Consider the following 23,293-nt stretch of genomic DNA (forward strand, 5'->3'; position numbering starts at 1 on the left):
GTTTCCGTGAGGCGGGATCGAATCGGGAACATGCACACTGCCGGAGCCAGCATCCTCTCACAAGCGGGGGTCGCTCCAGACGGCGCTATTGCGCGAGCTGCATCAACAGGCTGATCTTGGTGAGGATGTTCTCGATCGCGAGCAGCAGCCCTGCCCAGATCGCCACCCAAAGCGCGACAAATTTGGGGTTACGAAAGAGTTCCTTTGCTTCGACCATGGCCGCGCTCCTCACGTTCAACGCCGAATGCGTCGAATTGACGCCGCAACGCCGCCCTCGGCGTGAATTTCATTGAGAGAAGTTTTACCCGCGCCCTCTAGCGTCGAGACAGTGAGAAATCTGACAAAGAGCGGGCGTTATGAGCGTATTGGCGAGCCTGAGCGACAAGCTGCACCCCGTTCTTTTCTCCCCTGGCTCGCATTTTTCGCTCTATTCGCTGGCGGCGGGTCTCGTCCTCGGCTTCGGCTTTCTCGCCCATCGACGATACCGGCGGCGCGGCCGTCTGCGGCTGAAGGCGCTGTCGCGCGCCTTCTTTTCCCGCAAGCTGCTGCTGAACCGCTCGACGAAGGCGGACGCCTTCTACTTCTTCGTCAATGTCTTCGTCACCGGCGTCCTCATCGGCTGGGGCTGTCTCGCGGTCGGCCAGGTCGCGGATTTCACGCAAGGCGCGCTTGTCGATCGTTTCGGCTTCCGCCCCGAGACCGGCGCGCCGCAGTGGCTGCTGCGCGCCCTGGTCACCGTCGTCGGCTTCCTCGCCTTCGAATTCGGCTATTGGTTCGACCATTATCTCAAGCACCGCATTCCCGCCTTGTGGGAGATGCACAAGACGCATCACACGGCCGAGCGGCTCACGCCCTTGACGGTATGGCGCGTCCATCCGCTCGACTCGCTGATGTTCACCAATGTCGTCGCGCTCTGCGTCGGCGCCTCCTGCGGCGTCCTCGCCTTCGCGCTCGGCCAGCATGTTTCCGCATTCGGCGTCGACGGCGCCAATGTCATCCTCGTGCTGTTCTTCTTCACCTTCGTTCATTTGCAGCATTCGGAAGTCTGGCTGCCGCTGCGCGGCGTCTGGGGCCGGCTGTTGATGAGCCCGGCGCATCACCAGATTCATCACTCGATCGACCCGGCCCATTACAACAGCAACATGGGCAATGCTCTCGCGATCTACGACTGGCTGTTCGGCACGCTCGTCATCCCCCAGGAGGAGTCGCCGCGCCTCGCTTTCGGCGTCGAGGAGCCGGGCGTCGATCCGCATTGCGTGACGGAACTCGTGCTGACGCCGTTCCGCAACGTCGCCGCGGCGCTGATCCCGAAGGTTCCCGCGCCCGAGGCGTCGATTCCGCTCGAAAAGCCGGCCCGGATCAGCCAGTGAAGCCGCCGGTCAGCAGCGCGGCGCCGAGCAGCGCCGCGCCCAGACCGTAAAGCGGCAGGCGTTCCTCGAAACGCGCGGACGCCATGAAGCGCGCAAGCGCGCCGGCCGGCAGAAACATCATCGCGAGCCCTCTGAAAAGCGTGATCCAGCCGATGAGGGACACGAGGATTTCCACCCAGCCGCTCCAGCGATCATGACCGATGACCATGGCGAGCCCGATCGCGAGCCGGACGAGTCCGATCACGGACAGAAAAACGGGATCTTTCTCCACGCGCGCGACGAGCGCGAGCGCGGCGTCCCTGCGAAGCAGCAGCCACAGGCCTGCGAAAAGGGAATAGGCGCCAAGGAGCTTGGCGACAAAGGCCGTCAGCGGCGACATGCAGCGCCTCCCGCAATGCCCCCCTGCCCCGCGCTCAAACCGCCGAGGAGTGGCGCGCCGGCGCTGCTTGTAGATAGGCGTCGAAAGCGGCGGCGGCGAGCCTGACGAAGGGGCGGCCGCGTTCGGTGACGCTGACCCGCCGCCCCGCCAACGTCACCACGCCATCGTTCGCGAGCGCCTGCAACTGGACGCGGGCGTCGTCGAAAGCGTCGGCGGGAAACCCGTGCTCCAGCGCGACGGCGCCGAAATCCGCGGCGAAATCGCACATCAGCCGCTCGATCACGTCGCCGCGGGCGAGATCCTCGATCGAGAAAGCGAGCCCGCGCGTCACCGGAAAACGATCCGCCTCGACCGCGCGGCGCCAGCCCGCGAGATCAGTGGCGTTGCCCACGAAGCCCTGCGGCAGGCGGCCGATCGACGACACGCCGAATGGCAGCAGGGCTGTGGCGGCGTCGATCGTATAGCCCTGGAAATTGCGCCGCATCCGGCCGTCCCTGGCCGCGACGGCGAGCGGGTCGTCGGCGCGGGCGAAATGATCGAGGCCGATCGCCTCGTAACCCACGCCCTCCAGCGTCCTGCGCGCCGCGGCGGCCTGCGCCAGCCGCTCGGCCGCGCCGGGAAGCGCCGCGGCGTCGATGAGCTTCTGATTGGCCTTGAACCAGGGCACATGGGCGTAACCGAAGACCGCAAGCCGTTGCGGCGTCAGCGACGCCGCGAGCGTCGCGGTGCGCGCGGCGTCCTCGACGCTCTGGCGCGGCAAACCATACATCAGGTCGAGATTTACCGCGCCGACCCCGGCCGCGCGAACCAGCGCGACGGCGCGCTCGACGACCTCGAAGGGCTGGAGGCGCCCGGCCGCCTCCTGGACATGCGGGTTGAGATCCTGCACGCCGAAGGACACGCGGTTGATCCCCGCGCGCGCCAGCGCTTCGGCCATGGGAACGTCGAGGATGCGCGGGTCGAGTTCGATGGCGTGCTCGGTCTCGGGCGTCACGTCGAAGAGGTCGCGCACGCGCTCGACGATCTCGCCGAAACGCGCCGGCCCCAAAATGCTCGGCGTGCCGCCGCCCCAATGAATGCTCGCGACGCTGCGCGCGCGGGTCGATCGGGCGGTGAGCTCGACCTCCCGCAGCAGCGTCTCCTTGTAGGCGGTGAGCGGCGCCTCCTGCCGCACGGCCTTGGTGTGGCAACCGCAGTAGGAGCAGATCGCGGCGCAGAAGGGAACGTGAAAATAAAGCGACAGCGAGGCGTGCGGATCGAGCGCGGCGAGCCAGTCGCGCATCTGCGCGTCGCCGACGTCTTTCGAGAAATGCGGCGCCGTCGGATAACTCGTGTAGCGCGGAACGGCGCGTTCGGCGAGGGAGAGAGAGGCCGGGTCCATTGCGCGGAGTCCCTTTGTCGACTTGGATTTTTAGAAGCTTAACGCGCCCGCCGGCCCGGCGCAAAAGCTCCCGCTGCTACAGATTGGCGCGCCTTCGCGTCGCGGCTGACGAATAGTCTTGGCCCATGCGCCCGGAAAGGGCAGACTGCGCGTGATTCCAACTCGATCGGAGCAGGCGTCCATGTCGCTTTTTTCCTTGCGCGCGGTGACAATCCGGCGTCTTGGCCTCGCAACGGCCGCGCTTGTCGCCTTGCCGTCCGCCGACGCCCTCGCGGCGAGCGACGCGGCCGGCCGTTACGCCATTCTGCGTGACGACAAGGACACGGGCTGCATGCTAACGCTTTTCGGGGGCGCGCGGGCGCAGCTCGCGCCCGCCTGCCGCGACAACGGCATCGTCATTTTCGATCCCGTGCGGTGGTCGCTGGAGCACGGTCGTCTCGTTCTCACCGCCCGCAAGGGGCACAAGGCCCATTTCGAGCGCGACGACGCCGGCGTCTGGCGCCGCGACCCCAAGGAAGGGAAATCTCTCGGTTTCAAACCCATCTGATCGAAAAAAGCCTCCCGGATCGCTCCGGGAGGCTCATGGTCCGCCGCCGCGCGAGAGGGGCGGGAAGGCGGCGGCGGAAACCAATACGCAGGACTGGACGCTACTCCGGCTCGGCCTCAAAGGCGGGGCCGTCATCGCAGACCCGAGGTCCGCGACAATCGATGAAGTTTCCCCAATCGTCCGTGAAGGGTCGATCGGCGAAGGAACGGCAGGAACCCAAGACCGCGCCATAAAGGGTCGGACCGGCGGCCGCGCCGCCATCGTCCCAATCGCAGCGGATGAGAGGCGTCGAGGGCGCCCTTCGTTTCGGACCAAGTCTTCGACTTGATCCCATGGCGCTCAATATGGCGCCTCTTCCCTGAACAGGACGTGTCTGCGCCGTTCATCTGCCAGTCAGCTTTGCCTCGCGGCGCGCTTGTGAATATTGTAACGCTTGAGCGCAACTTTGGAGAGCAGCCCGCGTGACCGCCGAAAGACCGATCCGCCTGATGATCGCCGAGGATCAAGCCATGATCCGGAAAGCGTTGTCGGCGCTTCTTTCGCTCGAGCCGGATATCGACGTCGTCGGCGCCGCCGCGGACGGCGAGCAGGCCGTCGCCGCCGCACGCGCCTACGCGCCCGACGTCATTCTCATGGACCTGAAGATGCCGCGGATGGACGGCATTGCGGCGACGCGCGCGATCCTCGCCCAGGCGCCCGAGACGCGGGTCATCATGCTCACCACCTTCGACTCGGACGAACTCGTCTTCGAAGCGATCGCCGCGGGGGCGCAGAGCTATCTGCTCAAGGAGGCGGAGGAGAGCGAAATACTCGCCGCCGTCCGCGCGGCGGCGCGGGGCGAGCCTCGGCTTTCTCCTAGCGTCGCCTCGAAAATCCTCGCGGAGTTCCGTCGCGTGAAGGCGCCGAAGCTCGCCGCCCCGTCGAACGACGAGGAGCCGCTGACCGAGCGCGAGAAGGACGTGCTGGCGCATGTCGCGGCCGGCAAGGGCAACCGGGAAATCGCCCGCGAAATGGGTCTCGCCGAGGGCACGGTCAAGAACCACGTCTCGACGATCCTCGCCAAGCTTCATTTGCGCAGCCGCACTGAACTCGCGATCCGCGCGCTCTCCGACCGCTGATCAAGCCGCGCGGCTTCGACGCCAGATGGCGCGGCCCAGCGCAAGAAACATCCCCTCGACGCCCTCGCCCGTCTTGGCGCTGGTGTAGACGACGCCATTCGCCGGCGCCGCGCCCTCCCCGTCGCGCGGCAGCCCGCCAGGCAAGAGGTCGATCTTGTTCACAATTGCGGAAACGGGACGGCCGGGAAACATTTCCTCAAAACGCGCGACGAGCCCCGCCATTTTGACGAGCGTCGCCGGCCGCGTGGCGTCCGCGACGACGATCGCCGCCGAGGCGCCCGCGAGATAGACAGTTTCGAAGATGCGCGCGCCGAAATCGCCGTCCGTATCCCAAAGAACGAAGCGCAGCCTGTCATTATCGGCTTCGACGCCAAGATCGACGTCATGGGTCAGCACGTCGACGCCGAGCGTCGTCTTGTAGTCGCTCTCGAAACGGTCGAAAACGAAGCGTCTCGCGAGCGAGGATTTGCCCACGCCGATGTCGCCGAGAAGCATGACTTTGGCCGACATCATCGCACGTCGAACTCCCCGGCGAAGGGCAATTCGAACGACACGCGGCGGCTGCGGATCGTGTCCAGCGTCGAGTCGGCGATGGGATTCAGCGTCGACCGCGACACGAGCGCGAGCTTGCCGCGCGGCACGCCGCGCTCGACCAGCATAGCGACGATCTTGTCGGCGCGCTTGCGCGAGGCCGAGCGGTTCGACACCGTCGCGCCGACGTCGTCGGCGTAACCGACGACGCGCAACCCACTGTCGCTCGCCTTCAGCAGCGCCGCGAGTTCGTCGAGCCCCGCTGCGGCGGCGGCCGGATTCAGCAGCGTGTCCGAGTCCGAGAAGAACACCGCGAACGTTTCGACGAAGCGCTGAAGTTTCGCGCGAGGCGAGTCGTGCTCGGCGGCGAGGCGATCGAACGCCGCGCGCGTTTGCCGCAGCTCCGCGCGCAAGGCGTCGATTTGCGCGAGCGCCTCCTGCAAGGTCGCGGCCGCGCGCGTTTCGCCGGCGCGCAGTTCCTGCGTCTGCGCGGCGAGCGCGACGATCTGGATTTCCCGTTCCACTCGGTAGGGCGCGGCGGCGGACGCCATGGCGTCCGCGACCGCCTGCGGCTCGGCGTCATTGGCGGCGAGCCCGCGCAGCACGGCGCGCCCGGCGTCGTGCTCGATGTCGAGACGCAGCGGATATTGCGCGAGCGCCGGATGGCCGGCCATCGCCGCCGCGTAGGCGTCGCGGATGCGATGCGCGCGCCAAGCGTGAACCGCAGGGGGCCACGAAAACCAGACCGCGAGCGCGGCCAAACCGGCGCCGAGGATCGCGACCGGCGCCTTGCTCTTCGGCTTCGCCGCCGGATCGGCCAGCGCCTCGTCGAGCAGACCGACGATCGCTTCGGGCGTGCAGGACGCCTCGTCGGCCTCGTGACGCTCCACGATCGAGAGAAAGGCGTCGTCGAGCCGGCGCTCGCGCTGGCGCGACAATTCGCCGCCGAACTCGCCCGCGACGATGACGCGCGGCGACGCACGCAGGAAGACCTTGCCCGAGCCGATGTCGAGCATGCGCAATTCGCCGCCCTTATCCGCATAGACCTTGGTTGCGAATTCGGTGATCGCGGCGATCATGCCGCTTTCCAGATCGGCGTTGGCGTCCTTGCCCTCCGGGGTTTCTCCGACGGGCGGCCAGATGGCGAGCAAACGTCCGCTGCCGCGTTCGAGAAGCAGTGCGCGTTTCAGCCGGCCGGCCTCCGCCTCCGCGAGCGCGACTTCCGCCATGGAGCGTCCGGTCGCCATGGCGCGAAAACGCAGGCGCCAGGAATTCGCGGAAACGAGCGCGTCGATGCGCGCGTTCAGCGTTTCGACGAGATCGCGAAACGCGCCCGCGACGCTGGCGGTCACGAGACGGCCGACGATAGGATAGAGCGCCTCGACCATCGCGTCCTTCGAGTTCTTGATCTCGGAGCGGATGACCGAAACGACGAGCGGCGCCAGCGCTCGCGACAATTCGCGCGGGTTCTTTTCTTCCGCGCGCTTTACGGCGTCGACGAGCGCGTCGCCTGCGGAAATTCCCAGCTTCCTGTCGTCGCCGACGCGGGCGTCGATTTTTTCGAGACGATCAGCGGTCGCGTCAAGACGACGCAGAGCGTCCCCGAGCAAAAGGGTTTTGAGCTTTTCGAACGCTTCCACGCCGTCGGGAGCCGACATGGTCACGCCTTCCGATTCGCGCTCATGTTCTGGATCGCGGCGCCGAGATCGGCGATCGCGCCGCCGATCGCCGAGACGGACTCGGACCGGTTCTTCTCGGACTCCTGAGCAATCTCGACGAGGCGACTCTCGAGCGCTTCGAAGCGCGCGAGGAACTCCCGGCGCATGTCCTCGATCGTTCGATCGAGTGCGGCAAGTTGGCTTTCTGTTTCACGTTTTGCCGCTCCGAACAGCAGCTCGCGCATCTGTTCCATGGGATCGAAGAGCATGCCGATGGGCGCCGCGTCGCCCGTGCGCTGTTCGTCCTTGCCGCTATCCATGCAAAACCCTCGAATGCCGCAAATTGTCGATCGATTGTCCGCTTCCGCCGTGGCCGCGGAACCTCCCGACGATCGAATGATGACACTCCTATCACGCAGGGCCGCCAAAGACGAGCAAAGATGACGAAAGTAACGGAAAGACCGTGACAATCAGCACTGTCGAATTCGACGCGCTACGAGCAAGTTCACGCAATCTTCCGGCGCCACAAAAGGTTAGCGATCACTAAGGGCGTTGGAACGATGCAAGATTGGTAGATAGTCATGTCGAGCGACAAGCAATCCGATTTCAGAAAGCCCGGAGGGGCGCCGTCTGTTGACGGTCACGAGGGTCCGCGCGGAACGCTCACGCGCCAGGATCTCGCGCTCGCGATTTACGAACGCGTGCCAGGACTTTCCCGCCGCGAGGCGAAACGGCTCGCCGACAGCGTGATCGACGAAATGGTGGAGACGCTGGTTTCCGGCGAAACCTTGAAGCTGCATGACTTTGGCTCCTTCGTCGTGCGCGAGAAGCATGAGCGTTCCGGCCGCAATCCGCGAACCGGCGAACCCGTGCCGATCGAAGCGCGCCGGGTCGTGGTGTTCAAGGCGTCGCCAAATATGAAAGCCGCCATCAACGGGCGCGCGCCGGCCGCGCGAGACGGCGACGGCCGCGCACGAGGAAGCGGAGAGCGGCCGCTGGCCGAGTCCATTCGGGATAAAGCGTAATACATCCGTCCAACTGCCCCGCGACGGATGTGAGGGCCCGACAGCGCCAACCTGCCCCGCGGCGCTGTCGGGTCCGCCTGTTTTTCAAGGCAGCGCGCGTCGATCGAGCTTGCCGTTGGCGTTGCGCGGAAGCGCGTCGAGGAAGATCACCGCGCGCGGACGCTTGTAGGCGGCGAGATGTTCGTGGCAATGCGCGAGGATCGCCGCTTCGTCATGCGGCGCATTGTCGCGCATGACGACATAGGCCTTGATGATCGTCGTATCCGCGTCGCGCCCCGGCCGCTCCGCGGCGGCCGCCTCCGCGACACAATCGAAGGAGAGAAGGCATTTCTCCACTTCGGCCGGCGAGACCCGGTAACCGCCGGCGTTCATCACCTCGTCGGCGCGGCCGTGATGGTGCATGTAGCCATCCGCGTCGAACGCCACGAGATCGCCGGAGACGAACCAATCGCCGCGGAAGGCCTCCCGCTCTTCATCCGGCCGGTTCCAGTAGCCGAGCATCAAGCCCGGATCGTCGCGGCGGACGGCGAGAACGCCTGTCTCCCCCGGCGGCAACGGCGTCTCGCCGCCATCCTGCGGGAGAGCGGCGACCACCCTGCCCGGCTGCGGGCGGCCGGGAGAGCCAGGATGCACCGGCGTCGTCGGCCCGCTGGAAATAAAGGTCGAGCATTCGCTCATGCCGAAAGCTTCGTAGATGTCCTTGCCCGTGCGCGCGCGCCATTCGGCGAGAAGGCTCGGCGTCAAGGCGGCGCCGGCGGAAAGGCCGTGACGCAGGCTCGACAGATCGGCCGTCTCCGGCGCGGCGTATTTCAGTATTTGCCTGTAGACGCCGGGCACGGCGGCGAAGATCGTGGCCCGATGTTCGGCAATGAGGCGCGGCCAGACGTTGGGATCGGGGTGGCCGTTGTAAAGCACGGCGGAGCCGCCGGCGGACAATGGATCGACGATGCCGACTCCAAGCGTATAGGTCCAGTTGATGGCCCCCGCGTGCAGCATCACGTCCCCGGGGCCGAGCCCCGTCCAATGCGCCCGCATGGGCCGTCGTCCCCAGGCGGCGCGATGCGCGTGGAGCACGCCCTTGGGCCGGCTCGTGGTGCCAGAAGTGTAGACCAGATAGGCGGGATCTTCAGCCGCCGTATCCGCATAGCCGTCGAGCGGCGCGCACTCCGATAGCCGCGCCAAATCGGCCCCGCGCAGCACGATCGCGCCGCTCTCATGGGCCTCGGCCTCGAAGGCGGCGCCGAGCGCCAGCGCGGAGGCTCCGCAATCCTTCAGAAGGAAATCGGCTTCCTCAAAGGTCAGCTGCGAGGAGGCCAGCAGCGCCACATAACCCGCCGCGATCGCCGCGAAATATGTCAGCGCGGCATTGGCCTCGTTGCCCATCCGGATCATCACCCGCGCGCCGGTCGGCAGGCCGAGCGACCGGAGCCCCGCGGCCAGCCGGCGCACGTTCAGATCCAGTTCGGCGTGCGTCCAGCGCTGCGCGCCCGCGTCGCCGACAACCGTGATCGCCGTGACATGCGGCCGCAGCCGCGCGTTTTCCGCGAGGCAGTAGCGGGCGAGATTGAAGCGGTCGGGAACGGGTTCGCGAGTTGCGGTCTGGCTCATCCCGCGCTTTTGGCGCCGGCGCGGCGGGAGGGCAAGGGGGCGCGGCGGAAGGCGCCCGCCGGATTTGTTAACCCTCCATCAACCAAATGAACGCGCGGCGCTTTCTAACTTTGCCGGATGCGCCATGCTTGCCGCAGATTCGATTCAAAGTTTCGGGAGCTGCGGCATGACGAAGAACGTGGCGAAGAAAAAGGCTCCGGCCTCGAAAGGCTCAGCCGCCCGCGTGGCGCTCGCCTTCGGCGTCGCCTGCGCCGCCGGCGGCTATTTCGCCGGAAGGAACAGCGAGGCCATTGAGCCGAAAATCATGGCGCTCGTCTCACGGGAGAAAACCGAACCCGCCCCGCAACCGGCCAGGCCCGCGTCGGAGCCTAAACGCGCCGAGGCGCCGACGCACGCCGTGAAGCCGGCGGACAAGGCCGAACTCGCGCGCATTCTTAGAGGCGGCGAGGCGAAATCCGATCCGAGGCCGCCCGCCGACATCCCCGCCCCGCCCGTCAAGCCGGAACTCGCGAGGGCCGCCGCCGTCAGAGCCGAGGCCGCGCGCCCGCAGACGACGGAGCAGCCCGCCCCGATCGCCTTCGCGCTCATGGACAAGGAAATTGTCCCAGGCGGCGAGGAAGGCGATCGGGTGAAGTTCGCGCTCAGCTTCGAGAACCTCGCGGGCAAGCCGATCCGCGCCTTCGAGGGCGTGATGAAACTCTCCGACGGACAGGACGCCCTGCTCTACAGCTCGAAGATTTCCGTAAGCGCGCTGATCGCCGAAAACGGCGCGCTGCGCTGGGAGCAGCATGTCGACGCGAAAAGGCTAGACGAAAAGGGCAGACGGATCGTCAGCGAGGACAAGGACAATCTGCGGGCCGTGTTTCTGGTGAAGAAGGTTTTCTTCGTGGACGGCAGCGTGCAGAACTATGCGACGCCGCCGCGGGCGGCGCAGGCGGGGTGAGGCGTTCGGTCCGCGAGCCCGGTTCCCCCTCAATCGAATAGACTCGACACGCTCTCCTCGCGCGCCGTGCGGGCGATCGCCTCGCCGATGAGCGGGCCGATGGGGATGACACGGATATTCTGCGCAGCTTTTACGGCGTCCGTCTCGCGGATCGTGTCGGTGATGACGAGCTCCTTGAGCTTGGAGGCGGCGATGCGCTCCGCCGCCGCGCCCGAGAGCACGCCGTGGGTGATATAGGCGTGCACCGACTCGGCGCCCGCCGCCAGCAGCGCTTCCGCGGCGTTGCAGAGCGTGCCGCCCGAATCGACGATGTCGTCGACGAGAATGCAATTGTGCCCCGCCACGTCGCCGATGATGTTCATGACCTCGGACTCTCCCGCGCGTTCGCGGCGTTTGTCGACGATGGCCAGCGGGGCGTCGATCCGCTTGGCCAGCGCGCGGGCGCGCACCACGCCGCCGACGTCCGGCGAGACGACCATGGCGTTCTTGAGCTGGCGATGTGCCTTGATGTCGGCGACCATCACGGGCGCGGCGAAGAGATTGTCGGTGGGAATATCGAAGAAGCCCTGCACCTGCCCCGCGTGCAGATCGACCGTCAGGACGCGGTCGGCGCCGGCGCGGGTGATGAGATTGCTCACGAGCTTGGCCGAAATCGGCGTGCGCGGCCCCTGTTTGCGGTCCTGCCGGGCGTAGCCGAAATAGGGAATGACCGCCGTGATGCGGCGGGCGGACGCCCGGCGCAGCGCGTCGATCATGATGAGCAGCTCCATCAAATGGTCGTTCGCGGGAAAGGACGTCGACTGGATGACGAAAGTATCCTGCCCGCGAACGTTCTCGAGCACTTCGACCCAGATTTCCTGATCGGCGAAGCGCCGGACATGCGCCCGGCACAGCGCGACGTTCAAATGCGCCGCAATGGCCTCCGCGAGCGCTCGATTGGAGTTGCCCGCCAGAAGTTTCATCGCCGCCATGGACCCGGTCCCCATACCCGCTGCTGTTTCGCGCGCGTCTTAGCAGCCGGGAGGCCGGGGAACAATATGACGCGGATATGGCGGACTCTTCATCCGACGCGATTGCGTCGCGGACCGGTAATGATCTAAATGTCTTTATGCTGTCTCCCCCGCGCAGCGCGTCGGGCGGGGTCTGCGCCGTGCCACTCGAACGCGTAACCTCCCAGAATGACGGTCTGCACCAGCGTTTCGGATAAGCTTGCGACCATGCCGGCGGCGCCAGGAGCGGCGCGCGTCGTCGTCGCCATGTCCGGAGGGGTGGATTCGAGCGTCGTCGCCGCGCTCATGAAGGAACAGGGCTACGACGTCATCGGCGTCACCCTGCAGCTCTACGATCACGGGGAGGCGACGCACCGCAAGGGCGCCTGCTGCGCCGGCCAGGACATCCAGGACGCGCGCGCGGTTGCGGCGCGGCTCGGCATCCCCCATTTCGTGCTCGACTATGAGCGGCGCTTTCAGGAGAAGGTGATCGACGAATTCGCCGCCTCCTACGCCAGCGGCGAGACGCCGGTTCCCTGCATCGCCTGCAACCAGTTCATCAAATTCGCTGACCTCTTCGAGACGGCGAAGGATCTTGGCGCGGATATCCTCGCGACCGGGCATTACATCTCGTCCCGCGACGACGGCGAAGGCGGGCGCGCCCTCTATCGGGCCAGGGACGCGTCGCGGGACCAGAGCTACTTCCTGTTCGCCACCACTCGCGAACAATTGAAAATGCTGCGCTTTCCGCTCGGCGACTTCACCAAGGCCGAGGTGCGGGAGATGGCGCGGCGCTACGCGCTCGACGTCGCCGACAAGCCGGACAGCCAGGACATCTGCTTCGTCCCGAGCGGCCGCTACACGGACGTCGTTCAGCGTTTCGCGCCGGAATCCGCGGTGCCCGGCGACATCGTTCACGTCGACGGCCGCGTGCTCGGCCGCCACGCCGGGGTCATTCATTATACGATCGGCCAGCGGCGCGGCCTTGGGCTCGGGGCGGCGGTCGCCGGCCGCGACGCGCAGCCGCTTTTCGTCGTGCGGCTGGACGCCGCCCGGGCGCAGGTGGTGGTCGGCCCGCGCGAGGCGCTGGAGGCGCGCGCGGTGGCGTTGCGCGACGTCAACTGGATCGGTCCGGGGAGATTTTCTGGCTTGCCGCCGCAGGGGATCGACATCTTGGCCCGGGTGCGCTCGACGCGGCCGCCTGTTCCGGCGCGTCTGATCGCACGGGAAGGGAACGAGGCGACCGTTGTTTTCGCCTCGGGCGAATTCGGCGTGTCGCCTGGTCAGGCCTGCGTCTTTTACGACGCAGCCGAAGGTGAGGCGCGCGTGCTCGGGGGCGGCTTCATCGCCGCCGTCGAGCCTGCGCAGAGCAGAGTTCAAACCATGGCGCCGACGCCGCGCGCCGTAACCGCGCGAGGGGCGCCCAGATGAGCGAAGCGAGAGACTACAGCCGCGACGGCGAAACGCTCGACAATTGCGACGTCGAGGCGGCCTATGCGCGATGGGCGCCGATCTACGACCTGACCTTCACGGCCATCCTCAAGCCGGGCCGACGCGCCCTGGCCGCCGCCGCCTCCCAGGCCGACGGCCCGATTCTCGACGTCGGCGTCGGCACGGGGCTCGAACTGCCAATGTTCGAGCCACAGGCGGAAATCTATGGCGTCGATCTCTCGGAGCCCATGCTGCGCCGCGCGGCGCAACGCGTGGAGCGCGAGGAACTGCGCAACGTCGCGGGCCTTTACAAGATGGACGCGACCCGCATGGCCTTCGCGGACGCCTCCTTCGGCTGCGTCGTCGCCCCCTATGTGCTCACCGTGGCGCCCGAGCCGGAGGCCATGCTAGACGAGCTGGCGCGCGTCGTGCGTCCCGGCGGAGAGATCATTCTCGTCAACCACATCAGCCGGAAGGACGATCCGCTCGCGCTGCTTGAAGCCTGGCTGGACCGCCATGTGGCGCCCAAGCTCGGCTGGCGGCCTCAATTCCCCTGGTCCATCATCGGCGACTGGATCGACCAGCGGCCGGACATGCAGCTCATGGAGCGCCGCCTGCTCGCGCCCTTCGGCCTCTTCTCGCTGATCCGCATCCAGCGTTTGCCCGCCGAGCAGACCGACGCCGTCGAACTGACGCCGCCGGCGCTCGAATTCGCCTGAGCCAAAAGGCTGGCGCGATCCCGCACGCCGCGCTACATTATTTTCGCGGCGCTGCGGGGTGCGTGTTGGACTTTTTCCCCGGGGCCTTATCGATCCTAATGGGAGCTGTCCCTGGCCTTGCCCGTGGGCTTGGCCATACGGCGCCCACCTACTTTGTAGGTTCCCGGGATCGATGTCCCACGGCTCACGTGGCCCGCGCCTTCAAACTCAGCGTTCCGGCTCATCTTCTCCATGACCGATGTGAAAACCGATTTGCGCCGGCATTCGCTGGCGCGCCGCGACCTCGTGTCTTCGCGGGAAGCGCATGACGCCGCCGCCGCCGTCGCCCGCCGGGGTCTGGCGCTCGTCGAGGACCTCGCTGCGAAGACGGGGCTCAAGAGGCCGGTCGTCTCCATATACTGGCCGATCCGCAGCGAACTCAACACGCGTCCGCTGATCGACGCGCTTGCCGCCAGTGGCTATCCGGTCGCGCTGCCGGTCATGCACAAGGTGCGTCAGCCGCTGGTCTTCCGGGACTTCGCGCCGGGCGACGATCTCGTGAAGGGGCCGTTCGGCCTCTCGGAGCCTGCGGCGGACAAGCCCGCGCGCGATCCCGACATTCTCTTTTCCCCGCTCTCGGCCTTCGACCGGCGCGGCTTCCGTCTCGGCTACGGGGGCGGGATTTACGACGCGACGCTCGCCGAATTGCGCGCGAAGAAAAAGGTCGTCGCGATCGGCGTCGCCTATTCCTGCCAGGAGGCCGATCGCGTGCCGACCGAGCCGCACGACGAGCGGCTGGATTATCTGCTCACCGAGCGGGAGCTGATAATCCCGGCGTGAAGCGGCTTCCCCCGGAGCGGAAACCGGTTTGGCGCGCGAAAACGCATTGAGATAAAAAGCTGGAGCCCCGGTCCGATGCATTCAGTTCTGAACAGGCTCCGGCCCTCTACTCTGCTTTCCCGCTCACCCCCGCGCTCTCGAAGGTCGCCATGCCGACGTGACAAGCGAGCGCCGTTTTCACGAGCGCGATGGCGAGGCCCGCGCCGGATCCCTCGCCGAGACGCATGCCGAGGTCGAGCAGCGGCCGCTTGCCGAGACGCGCGAGAACCTCCGCATGGGCGCCTTCCGCCGATACGTGGCCCGCGACGCAATGGGCGATCGCGTCCGGCGTGATGGCGTGAAGCAGCGCCGCCGCCGCGCAGACGACGTAGCCGTCGAGCACGACAGGCACGCGGCTGAGCCGCGCCGCCGTAATCGCGCCCATCATGGCCGCGATCTCGCGCCCGCCGAGACGGCGCATGATCTCCAGCGGATCGGAAAGATGCGGCCCGTGAAGGGCGACCGCCGCCTCGATCGCCGCATTCTTGCGCGCGAGCGCGCCGTCGTCGACGCCGGTTCCCCGCCCCGTCCAGCGCGACGCCGGGCCGCCGTAGAGCGCCGTATAGATCGCAGCGGCGCTCGTAGTATTTCCGATGCCCATCTCGCCCGGCGCGAGCAGGTCGACCCCGCCCTCTAGCGCCTCGAAGCCATAGGCGAAGGTCGCGGCCGCCTCGCGCTCGTCCATCGCCGGGGCCTCGGTGAAATCCCGTGTGGGGCGCTCCAGCGCCAGCTCGTAGACCTTCAGGCCAATGTCATGCGCCTTGCAGATCTGGTTGATCGCCGCCCCGCCGCTGGTGAAATTCGCGACCATCTGCGCCGTGACGCTCGCCGGAAAAGCGGAAACGCCCTGCGCCACGACGCCATGATTGCCGGCGAAAACCGCGACGAGCGGGCGCGCGACCGCCGGCCGGGCGACGCCCTGCCAGGCCGCGAGCCATTCGACGATCTCCTCGAGCCGCCCAAGGGCGCCTGGCGGCTTGGTGAGTTGCGCGTCCCGCGCGCGCACGGCGGCGACGCTCTCCTCGCTCGACGCGGGGAGACTCGCGAAGAGCATGCGGATTTCTTCGAAGGGGCGGATGTCGGAAGCCATGGCGAAGGCTTTAGCCGTTCACGGCCGGAATGGCGAGCCGGGACCATCGCCGCGACAATGTCGCGCGCCTCGCATGGCGCGCCGCGACTCGCAAGCGGCCTCCCGCGCGCCTAGTTTGATACGCAACGAGAGCAACGCAGGAACGAAAACCCCGGCCATGCCCGAAATACAACGAATGCCTCTCGATCGGGTGAGCGCCGGCGCGCGCGTCGTCGTGCGCGAACTGCGCGCGGATCGCGAGCTCAGGAGCCGATTCATGCTGCTGGGCGTCGTCGTCGGGGCCGCGGCCGACATTCTGCAAAGCCATGCAAAAGGGCCAATGCTCCTTCGCGTGCGCAACACGCTCGTCGCCATCGGGCGCGAAGAAGCCGCGCATATTCTCGTGGAGTTGTCTTCGTGAGCGAAACGATCCGGAATCGCCCTTTGACCGTCGCGCTCGCCGGCCAGCCGAATGTCGGCAAATCGACGATCTTCAACGCGCTCACCGGGCTCGCCCAGCATGTCGGAAACTGGCCGGGCAAGACGGTTGAGCGCAAGGAGGGAACGTTCCTTCACGAAGGACGCGAGGTACGCATCGTCGATCTCCCCGGCTGTTACGGTCTCGCGGCGCGGTCGGAGGAGGAACGGATCGCGCGGGACTACATCGTCGCGGAGCGACCGGACGTCGTCGTCATGATTGCGAACGCCGCGGCGCTCGAGCGCAATCTCTACCTCCTCGCCGAGCTTCTCGCGCTGCCGGCGCCGGTCGCGCTCGGACTGAACATGATGGACGTCGCGGCGGCGCAGGGCGTGGAAATCGCGCCCTCCGCGCTCGAAGCGTCGCTGAGGCTTCCGGTCGTGCCGCTGCGCGCCGTGCGCGGCGAGGGAATCGCGGAACTCGTGACGGCGGCCCTGCGCCTCGCCGACGATCCGCGCGCCTTCCGCCCTTCGCGGCCGGAGCTGCGCGGCATATGCCCACAGGCGGTCGCGAGACTGACGAAGCTGATCGGAAGCCGCGCTTCCGGGCCCTACGACCCGGAATGGATCGCGTTGAAATTGCTCGAGGGCGATCCGGAGCTCACCGAGCTCATTCGCGGCGCGGGGTCCGAAGAGGACTGGCGTCGCGTGCAGGCGATACTCGACGAAAACGAAGACGCCGTCATCGACATTGTCGGCCAGCGCTACGCATGGGTCGATCGCGCGATCAAGACGGCGGTACATCGCGCGCCGCATGGCGCCAGCGGCGTCACGGAGAAAATCGACCGCGCTCTTCTGCATCCCGTCGGCGGCCTGCTCGCGCTCCTGTGCGTGCTCGGCGCCACCTTCGCCCTGACATTCGCGATCGCCTGGCCGCTGCAGAAGCTGCTCGAGACAGGCGTCATCGCGCCGATGAAACAGTGGGCCGTCGGTTCTTTATCATGGGCGCCGCCGGCCTTCGCGCATTTCGTCGCCGATGGCCTGATCGGCGGCGCCGGCCTCGTCATGACCTTCGCGCCGCTGCTTCTGGTTTTCTACGCGATCTTCGGCTTTCTCGAGGACACGGGCTATCTCGCGCGCGTCGCCTATCTCACCGACCGGTTCATGCATCGCATCGGGCTGCACGGAAAAAGCTTCCTGCCCTTTTGTCTCGGCTTCGGCTGCAATGTGCCGGCGATCATGGGCGCGCGCGTCATCGAGTCGCCGAGCGGGCGGCTGCTCACGATCCTGCTCGCGCCGCTCGTTCCCTGCAGCGCGCGTTTCGCTGTGCTCGCCTTCCTGGCGCCCGTGTTTTTCGGCGCCCATGCGGTCTGGGCGTCATGGGGTCTCGTGATGCTCAACATCGCGGTTCTGGCGATCGTCGGCGTCATTCTCAATCGCACGCTGTTTCGCGGCGAGCGCGTCGCCTTCGTCATGGAGCTGCCGCTCTATCACGCGCCCAATCCGCGCTCGATCGGCCTCTTCATGTGGAATCACACATGGTCTTTTCTGCGCCGCGCGAGCACGATGATCCTCGCCGTCGCGACCTCCGTCTGGGCGCTGGGCTATTTTCCAAATGGCGACGTCGAGACCAGCTATCTCGCGCAATTCGGCGCGCTGCTTGAGCCGCTGGGCCGCTTTCTCGGCTTCGATTGGCGGCTGACCGTCGCGCTGCTCACGAGCTTCGTCGCCAAGGAAAACGCCATCGCGACGCTCGGCGTTCTCTACCGCTCGGAAGGCAATTCGCTCGTCGAACTCCTGTCATCCACGGTGTCGATGGCGTCGGGCCTGTCGTTTCTCGTGACGACCATGCTCTTCATTCCCTGCGCCGCGACGGTCGCCGCCATGCGACAGGAAACGCACAGCTGGAAGTGGACGCTCCTCGGCGTGACAATGCTGCTCGCCATCGCGCTGGTCGCGGGAGCGATTTCCTACCACGTCGCGAGCTGGCTCACGGGATCGGCGTGATGCTCGATGCGGTTCTTCGGCTCGCGGCGGCGAGAGAGAGAATGACGATCGGAGAGATCGCGCGCGAACTCGCCGTCAGTCCCGCCATGGCCGAACAGATCTTTCGCGAACTCGCGCGCTACGGCTATCTCGAACCTGCGTCGGCGTGCGCCGCGCCCTGCGGCGGCTGTTCGCTGAAAGACGCCTGCCAAGCCGGACTCGAACCGCGCGTCTGGACCGTCACGGCCAAAGGAAGGCGCGCGCTCGAGCGGCGCGCCTAACCGTCGCCGCGCATCGCCTCGAAGGCGTCGAGCGCCCGCGCGCGCGCCTTCGCATGATCGACGATCGGGCGCGGATAGGTCTCGCCGAGCGTCACGCCCGCCGCGCGCAGCGCATCCGCCGGCGCCTCGAAGGGGCGATGAATCCAGCGCGCGTCGAGCCTGGCGAGTTCGGGAACATAGCGGCGCACATAATCCCCCTCGGGATCGAATTTCTCGCCCTGCAGCACGGGATTGAACACGCGGAAATAAGGTGCGGCGTCGGCGCCGCAGCCCGCGACCCACTGCCAGCCGCCGCTGTTGTTCGCCAGATCGGCGTCGACCAGCGTATCCCAGAACCACCGCTCGCCCTCCTGCCAGGGAAGGAGCAGATGCTTCACGAGGAAACTCGCCGCAACCATGCGCGCGCGATTATGCATGTAGCCGGTGATCCACAATTCGCGCATGGCGGCGTCGACCAGCGGATAGCCGGTGCGGCCCTTGCGCCACGCCTCGAGCGCGGCGGCGTCGTCGCGCCACGGAAAAGCGTTGAAACGCCGGTCGAGCGCCTGCTCGGGCATGTTTGGATTTGCGACGAGCAAGTGATGGCAGAACTCCCGCCAACCGAGTTCCCGCAGGTAAGGCAGGCCCGCCTCGCCCACGGCCGCCGTAATTTCCGCCCATATGCGACGCGGAGAGATCTCGCCGAAATGCAGATGCGGCGAGAGGCGCGAAACGCCCTCTCGGGCCATGAAATCGCGCGCAACCTTATATTCGCGCGCACGGTTTCGCGCGAAGTCAGCGAGCCGCGCGCGCGCCTGCGCTTCACCGGGCCTCCAGCAGTCGCACAATCCCTGCGCCCAGTCGGGCTTCGTGGGCAGAAGCCGCCAGTCGTCAAGCGCGTCGCTCGCGGGCGCCGGGGCGGGCTTTAGTTCGGGCGGCGCAGGCGAGGGATCCGCCGGCCCCTCCGCCGCGAGACAGGCGCGCCAGAAGGGCGAGAACACCTTGAACGTTTCGCCCTGCTTGTTGCGCATATGCAGGGGTTCGAACAGCAAGGAGGCGTTGAAGCTTTCCACCGTGAGCCCGCGCGTGCGCAGCGCCGCCTTGATTGCGCTGTCGCGCCGCATCGCCCAGGGTTCGTAGAGCCGGTTCCAGTAAACGGCCGACGCGCCCGTCTCGGCGGCGAGGCTCTCCAGAACGAATTCCGCCCGTCCCCGACGCAGCGTCAAGAGAACGCCGAAGCGCGAGAGATCGCGCGCGAGCGCCGCGAGCGAATGATGCAGCCACCAGCGGCTCGCGCCGCCCATGCGCCACGCGCCCGCGCTGTCGTCATCGAGCGCGTAGAGCGCGACAATCGGCGCGCCGGAGCGCGCCGCCGCCGTCAGGGCTGGATTGTCGTCGAGACGAAGATCATTGCGAAACCAGACGATCGCTGGCGCCATCGCGCCTCCCAAAGTTATCGCCTCGCGTGATTGATTCCGTAGAACATGTAAATGGCGAGGCCGACGCCCGTCCAGATAAGGAGGCGCAGCCAGGTGTCGAGAGGCAGCGCGACCATCAGCGCGACGCAGGACAGAATGCCGAGCACGGGCAGCACGGGAATGCCGGGCGCGCGAAAGGGACGATGCAGTTCCGGGTGCATCTTGCGCAGGTGAATGACCGAAATGCAGACGAGCGTGAAGGCCGCGAGCGTGCCGATGCTCACCATCTCGCCGAGAATGTCGATGGGCAGCAGGCCCGCCGCGAGCGCGACGACGACGCCGACCATGGTCTGGCTGACCGCCGGCGTGCGGTAGCGGTCATGCAGCTTCGCGAAGACCAGCGGCAGCAGCCCGTCATGCGCCATGGTGAAGAAGATGCGCGTCTGCCCGTAGAGCAGCACGAGGATCGCAGTCGTGAGGCCCGCGAGCGCGCCGAATTTCACCATCCAGGCGAGCCAGGAAACGCCGGTGCGATCCATGACCAGCGCCATTGGATCCGGCACGCCGAGCTCCCTGTAATTGACGACGCCAGTCGCGACCGCGGCGACCGCGACATAAAGGATCGTGCAGACAATGAGCGATCCGATGATGCCGATCGGCACGTCGCGCTGCGGCTTGCGCGCCTCCTGCGCCGCCGTCGACACGGAGTCGAAGCCGATATAGGCGAAGAAAACGACCGACGCGCCGCGCACGACGCCGCTCCATCCGAAAACGCCGAACTCGCCGCTGTTCTCCGGAACGAGCGGCGACCAGTTGGCGGTCTGGACATGCCCGGCGCCGAAAAAGATCACGAACAGCACGACGGTGACCTTGATGGCGACGATCACGTTGTTGAAGACCGTCGACTCCGACGTGCCGCGCACGAGCAGCGCGGTGAGCAGAAGAATGATGGCGGCCGCCGGAACATTGAACAGTCCGTGCAAGCCCTGTTCGCCGGACGATGCGAAATAGGCGGTGGTGAATTGCGGGGGAATGGCGATCCCGAAACCTTGCATCACACGATTGAAATAGCCCGCCCAGCCCACGGCGACGGTCGCCGCGCCGGCGGCGTATTCCAGAACCAGGTTCCAGCCAATGATCCAGGCGAAGATCTCGCCGAGCGTGATATAAGTGTAGGTATAGGTGCTGCCCGACACCGGAATGAGCGCGGCAAGCTCCGCATAGCACAGTGCGACGAAAGCGCAGGCGATCCCCGACAGAAGGAATGAGATCGTCACGCCCGGGCCAGCGTAATTCGCGGCCGCGGTGCCCGTGAGAACGAAAATGCCGGCGCCGATGATGCCGCCGATGCCGAGCGCCATGAGAGAAGCCCAGCCAAGCGCGCGCTTGAGACCGTCGCCGTCATTCTCGGAGGCGTTCGCGGCGATGACCGCATGCACCGATTTGCGGGTGAGATAGTCTTTTCGCGCGACGTCGGACAAGGGTTCGCCCTTTCGCAAATGCTCGGCCCGCCGCAGCTCTCGCAACGGCCCATGGAAACGCGGGCCGATTATGGGTGCGACGCGAAAAGATACAAGCGGAAATGGCCCGCGCCTTCCGTGCGCCGGCGCAAGGGATCAGGCCCGGCCCCGCTCCGCATGATCCAGCACGATCTCCGCCGCGCGGGCGCTGGGCGCGACTCCGGCTTGCGCGATCCGGCGACGCACGCGCGCGAAAGCGTCGAGTTGCGCCGCGCGCGCCGTGGTTTCCGCAAGCAGCGGCGCGAGCGCGTCCGCGAGCGCGCGCGGCGTCGCGGCTTCCTGCAGAAATTCGGGAACAAAGTTCTCGCCGACAACGAGATTCGGCAATACGATCGAATGAACGCTCACGAGAAACCGTAGCAGCCCCTCGACGGGCGACACCTTGTAGGCCACCGCCATCGGCACATTGGCGAGCGCGAGTTCCAGCGTGACGACGCCGGAAGTGGCCAGCGCCGCCCGCGCCGCACGAAAAGCGGCGAATTTCTCTTCCTGACCGAGGAGACGCGGCGCGAGGGGCCAGCTGCGCAGCCCGTCGCGCAGAACCGCCTCCATCCCGGGAGCGACCGGAATCGCCACCTCGAAACCGGGGCGATCCCGCATGAGCAAGGCGATCGTCTCTCCATAGAGCGGCGTCATACGCGCGACTTCCGCGACGCGCGACCCCGGCAGGACGAGGAGGAGCGGCCGCGCGCCTGCAGCCTCTCGCTCCCGCGGAGAGGCCAATTCGTCGAGCCGCTCGACGAGCGGATGACCGACATAGACGCAGCGCGGCCCGCCGAGCCGCTCATGGGCTTCTGGCTCGAACGGCAGCAGCGCGAGCACGCAATCGACATAAGCGCGCATCCTGCGCGCGCGCGACGGCCGCCACGCCCAGACGGTCGGGCTGACGTAATCGACGATCGGCAGATCGGGACGCGCGCGCCGGACCTTTTGCGCGACGCGATGGGTGAAGTCTGGCGCGTCGATGATGACGAGACAATCAGGCGCCGCATCGAGAACGGCGCGGGCGGTTTCGTCGATGCGCGCGAGAAGCCGTCGCAGCCGCGCGAGCACGGGCACGAGCCCCATCACCGCGATTTCGGTTATCGGGAAAAGCGACGCGAGTCCTTCGCTGGTCATCGCCTCGCCGCCGACGCCCGCGAATTCGACCTCCGGCCGCGCGGCGCGCAGGGCGCGCATCAGCGCGGCGCCGAGCGCATCGCCGGAGGCCTCGCCCGCGACGAGGAAAATGCGCGGCCCGCTCACGCGCCCGCGCCGCGAGCGCGCGGCGCGCAGAGGGGCCGGCGCGAGGGCCCGCGCAGGAAATCGACGATCATGGCGACATCGGCGTCGCCCCTGAAAGCAGTCGCGACATGCTCGAGGCGTTCGCTCAACGGCCGCGCGTCATCGCCGCCGAAGAGCCGGCGATAGGCCTCGCGCAACTGCGCGATGCGCGCGCCGGAAAAACCGCGGCGCCGCAGGCCAACGACATTGACGCCGAAAAGATGCGCGCGATTGCCGCCGGCGAGGCCGAAAGGAATGACGTCGCCCTCGACGCCGGCGAGTCCGCCCACGAAGGCGTGGGCGCCGATCCGCACATTCTGATGCACCGCCGTCGCGCCGCCGACGACGGCGCCATCGCCGATCTCGACATGGCCGCCGAGCAGAACATGGTTGGCGAGCACGACGCCCTCCCCGATCCGGCAATCGTGCGCCACATGGGAATAGGCGAGAAAAACGCATCGCGCGCCGATGCGCGTGCCTTCGCCCACGCCTGAATTGAGCGTGACGCCCTCGCGAACGACGCAATCGTCGCCGACATTGAGAACGCCTTCCGCAAGTCCCGCCTTCAAATCCTGCGAGGGGGCGCCGATCGAGACGAAAGGAAAGACGCGCGCGCGCGCCCCGATTTGCGTGCGTCCGACGACGACGACATGAGACTGAAGCGCCGAGCCCGCGCCGATTTCGACGCCCGCGCCAATATGGCAGAATGGCCCGACGACGACGTCATCCTGCAACAGCGCGCCGCGTTCGACAATGGCGGATGGATGGACGCTGACGCTCATCGCCGGGCTCGCGCGCGGGCT

Annotated in this window: 24 protein-coding genes and 1 other RNA gene; 12 read left to right on the plus strand and 13 right to left on the minus strand. The window is 67.1% G+C overall.

What is annotated here, in order from left to right; genetic code table 11:
• Nucleotides 1–85 precede the first annotated feature (85 nt).
• Complete coding sequence (locus ACV959_RS12795) at nt 86–217, minus strand: hypothetical protein (protein WP_475736971.1); 132 nt, start codon at nt 215–217, stop codon at nt 86–88.
• A 139-nt stretch (nt 218–356) separates the two neighbouring features.
• On the opposite strand from ACV959_RS12795, the gene ACV959_RS12800 reads away from it, so the two are divergent.
• Nucleotides 357–1,370, plus strand: a complete 1,014-nt coding sequence (locus tag ACV959_RS12800; protein ID WP_475736972.1) for a sterol desaturase family protein — start codon at nt 357–359, stop codon at nt 1,368–1,370.
• Here ACV959_RS12800 and ACV959_RS12805 read toward each other — a convergent pair.
• Nucleotides 1,360–1,749, minus strand: coding sequence for a hypothetical protein (locus tag ACV959_RS12805; protein ID WP_475736973.1), 390 nt, complete (start codon nt 1,747–1,749; stop codon nt 1,360–1,362). The two genes, ACV959_RS12800 and ACV959_RS12805, sit on opposite strands and share 11 nt — an antisense overlap.
• Before the next feature lie 34 nt (nt 1,750–1,783).
• The gene (gene hemN / locus ACV959_RS12810) at nt 1,784–3,130 is read right to left on the minus strand and encodes an oxygen-independent coproporphyrinogen III oxidase (protein ID WP_475736974.1); all 1,347 of its coding nucleotides are present in this window, start codon (nt 3,128–3,130) and stop codon (nt 1,784–1,786) included.
• 181 nt (nt 3,131–3,311) lie between these two features.
• Here hemN and ACV959_RS12815 point away from each other — a divergent pair, with 181 nt between their 5' ends.
• Together ACV959_RS12815 and ACV959_RS12820 are read left to right on the plus strand one after the other, a co-directional pair.
• A complete protein-coding gene (locus ACV959_RS12815) occupies nt 3,312–3,677 on the plus strand; it encodes an AprI/Inh family metalloprotease inhibitor (protein WP_475736975.1) in 366 nt (121 codons plus the stop codon).
• A 461-nt stretch (nt 3,678–4,138) separates the two neighbouring features.
• On the plus strand, nt 4,139–4,795 hold the full coding sequence (locus ACV959_RS12820; RefSeq protein WP_475736976.1) for a response regulator: 657 nt from the start codon (nt 4,139–4,141) through the stop codon (nt 4,793–4,795).
• Here ACV959_RS12820 and ACV959_RS12825 read toward each other — a convergent pair whose 3' ends face one another.
• The 3 genes from ACV959_RS12825 to ACV959_RS12835 are packed head-to-tail and all read right to left on the minus strand — an operon-like array spanning nt 4,796 to nt 7,304.
• Nucleotides 4,796–5,308: a Rab family GTPase gene (locus ACV959_RS12825; RefSeq protein ID WP_475736977.1), complete on the minus strand. Its 513-nt coding sequence runs from the start codon at nt 5,306–5,308 to the stop codon at nt 4,796–4,798.
• On the minus strand, nt 5,305–6,984 hold the full coding sequence (locus ACV959_RS12830) for an OmpA family protein (RefSeq protein WP_475736978.1): 1,680 nt from the start codon (nt 6,982–6,984) through the stop codon (nt 5,305–5,307). The genes ACV959_RS12825 and ACV959_RS12830 overlap by 4 nt, the downstream gene beginning before the upstream one ends.
• A 2-nt stretch (nt 6,985–6,986) precedes the next feature.
• Complete coding sequence (locus ACV959_RS12835; protein WP_475736979.1) at nt 6,987–7,304, minus strand: hypothetical protein; 318 nt, start codon at nt 7,302–7,304, stop codon at nt 6,987–6,989.
• A gap of 261 nt (nt 7,305–7,565) precedes the next feature.
• Here ACV959_RS12835 and ACV959_RS12840 point away from each other — a divergent pair, with 261 nt between their 5' ends.
• Complete coding sequence (locus tag ACV959_RS12840) at nt 7,566–8,009, plus strand: integration host factor subunit alpha (protein ID WP_475736980.1); 444 nt, start codon at nt 7,566–7,568, stop codon at nt 8,007–8,009.
• A gap of 84 nt (nt 8,010–8,093) precedes the next feature.
• Here the strand turns inward: ACV959_RS12840 and ACV959_RS12845 are convergent, their stop codons facing one another.
• Nucleotides 8,094–9,617, minus strand: a complete 1,524-nt coding sequence (locus ACV959_RS12845) for an acetate--CoA ligase (RefSeq protein ID WP_475736981.1) — start codon at nt 9,615–9,617, stop codon at nt 8,094–8,096.
• 166 nt (nt 9,618–9,783) lie between these two features.
• On the opposite strand from ACV959_RS12845, the gene ACV959_RS12850 reads away from it, so the two are divergent.
• Entirely contained in the window at nt 9,784–10,560 is a 777-nt protein-coding gene (locus ACV959_RS12850; RefSeq protein ID WP_475736982.1) for a hypothetical protein, read from the plus strand.
• Nucleotides 10,561–10,589: 29 nt separating this feature from the next.
• Here ACV959_RS12850 and ACV959_RS12855 read toward each other — a convergent pair whose 3' ends face one another.
• Complete coding sequence (locus ACV959_RS12855; protein WP_475739662.1) at nt 10,590–11,522, minus strand: ribose-phosphate pyrophosphokinase; 933 nt, start codon at nt 11,520–11,522, stop codon at nt 10,590–10,592.
• Nucleotides 11,523–11,738: 216 nt separating this feature from the next.
• Between ACV959_RS12855 and mnmA the strand changes: the two genes are divergently transcribed.
• From mnmA to ACV959_RS12875, 4 genes are all read left to right on the plus strand, one after another.
• Nucleotides 11,739–12,980 carry a tRNA 2-thiouridine(34) synthase MnmA gene (gene mnmA / locus ACV959_RS12860; RefSeq protein WP_475736983.1) on the plus strand — a complete coding sequence of 414 codons (1,242 nt, stop codon included), beginning with the start codon at nt 11,739–11,741 and terminating at the stop codon, nt 12,978–12,980.
• Nucleotides 12,977–13,699, plus strand: a complete 723-nt coding sequence (locus tag ACV959_RS12865) for a class I SAM-dependent methyltransferase (protein WP_475736984.1) — start codon at nt 12,977–12,979, stop codon at nt 13,697–13,699. The genes mnmA and ACV959_RS12865 overlap by 4 nt, the downstream gene beginning before the upstream one ends.
• Before the next feature lie 45 nt (nt 13,700–13,744).
• Nucleotides 13,745–13,897: non-coding RNA, 6S RNA (gene ssrS, locus ACV959_RS12870), on the plus strand.
• Nucleotides 13,898–13,930: 33 nt separating this feature from the next.
• Nucleotides 13,931–14,518, plus strand: coding sequence for a 5-formyltetrahydrofolate cyclo-ligase (locus tag ACV959_RS12875; RefSeq protein ID WP_475736985.1), 588 nt, complete (start codon nt 13,931–13,933; stop codon nt 14,516–14,518).
• A gap of 106 nt (nt 14,519–14,624) precedes the next feature.
• Here the strand turns inward: ACV959_RS12875 and cobT are convergent, their stop codons facing one another.
• Nucleotides 14,625–15,647, minus strand: coding sequence for a nicotinate-nucleotide--dimethylbenzimidazole phosphoribosyltransferase (cobT, locus tag ACV959_RS12880; protein WP_475736986.1), 1,023 nt, complete (start codon nt 15,645–15,647; stop codon nt 14,625–14,627).
• A 175-nt stretch (nt 15,648–15,822) separates the two neighbouring features.
• Here cobT and ACV959_RS12885 point away from each other — a divergent pair, with 175 nt between their 5' ends.
• Genes ACV959_RS12885 through ACV959_RS12895 form a run of 3 tightly spaced genes read left to right on the plus strand, consistent with a single transcriptional unit; the run spans nt 15,823 to nt 18,310 of the window.
• Nucleotides 15,823–16,047, plus strand: a complete 225-nt coding sequence (locus tag ACV959_RS12885) for a FeoA family protein (protein ID WP_475736987.1) — start codon at nt 15,823–15,825, stop codon at nt 16,045–16,047.
• Nucleotides 16,044–18,050 carry a ferrous iron transport protein B gene (gene feoB, locus ACV959_RS12890; protein WP_475736988.1) on the plus strand — a complete coding sequence of 669 codons (2,007 nt, stop codon included), beginning with the start codon at nt 16,044–16,046 and terminating at the stop codon, nt 18,048–18,050. Before ACV959_RS12885 ends, feoB begins: the two co-directional genes overlap by 4 nt.
• Complete coding sequence (locus ACV959_RS12895) at nt 18,050–18,310, plus strand: hypothetical protein (protein ID WP_475736989.1); 261 nt, start codon at nt 18,050–18,052, stop codon at nt 18,308–18,310. Before feoB ends, ACV959_RS12895 begins: the two co-directional genes overlap by 1 nt.
• On the opposite strand, the gene ACV959_RS12900 is transcribed toward ACV959_RS12895, so the two are convergent.
• The 4 genes from ACV959_RS12900 to lpxA all read right to left on the minus strand — a co-directional run bounded on the left by ACV959_RS12900 (nt 18,307) and on the right by lpxA (nt 23,272).
• Nucleotides 18,307–19,728, minus strand: a complete 1,422-nt coding sequence (locus ACV959_RS12900) for a cryptochrome/photolyase family protein (RefSeq protein WP_475736990.1) — start codon at nt 19,726–19,728, stop codon at nt 18,307–18,309. The two genes, ACV959_RS12895 and ACV959_RS12900, sit on opposite strands and share 4 nt — an antisense overlap.
• Nucleotides 19,729–19,742: 14 nt before the next feature.
• Nucleotides 19,743–21,068 carry an amino acid permease gene (locus tag ACV959_RS12905; protein ID WP_475739663.1) on the minus strand — a complete coding sequence of 442 codons (1,326 nt, stop codon included), beginning with the start codon at nt 21,066–21,068 and terminating at the stop codon, nt 19,743–19,745.
• A gap of 255 nt (nt 21,069–21,323) precedes the next feature.
• A complete protein-coding gene (lpxB, locus tag ACV959_RS12910; RefSeq protein WP_475736991.1) occupies nt 21,324–22,472 on the minus strand; it encodes a lipid-A-disaccharide synthase in 1,149 nt (382 codons plus the stop codon).
• Nucleotides 22,469–23,272 (minus strand): acyl-ACP--UDP-N-acetylglucosamine O-acyltransferase, encoded by an 804-nt coding sequence (lpxA, locus tag ACV959_RS12915; RefSeq protein ID WP_475736992.1) that lies wholly within the window; start codon nt 23,270–23,272, stop codon nt 22,469–22,471. Before lpxA ends, lpxB begins: the two co-directional genes overlap by 4 nt.
• Nucleotides 23,273–23,293 lie beyond the last annotated feature (21 nt).

The sequence above is a fragment of the Methylocystis sp. Se48 genome (genome assembly GCF_056269425.1).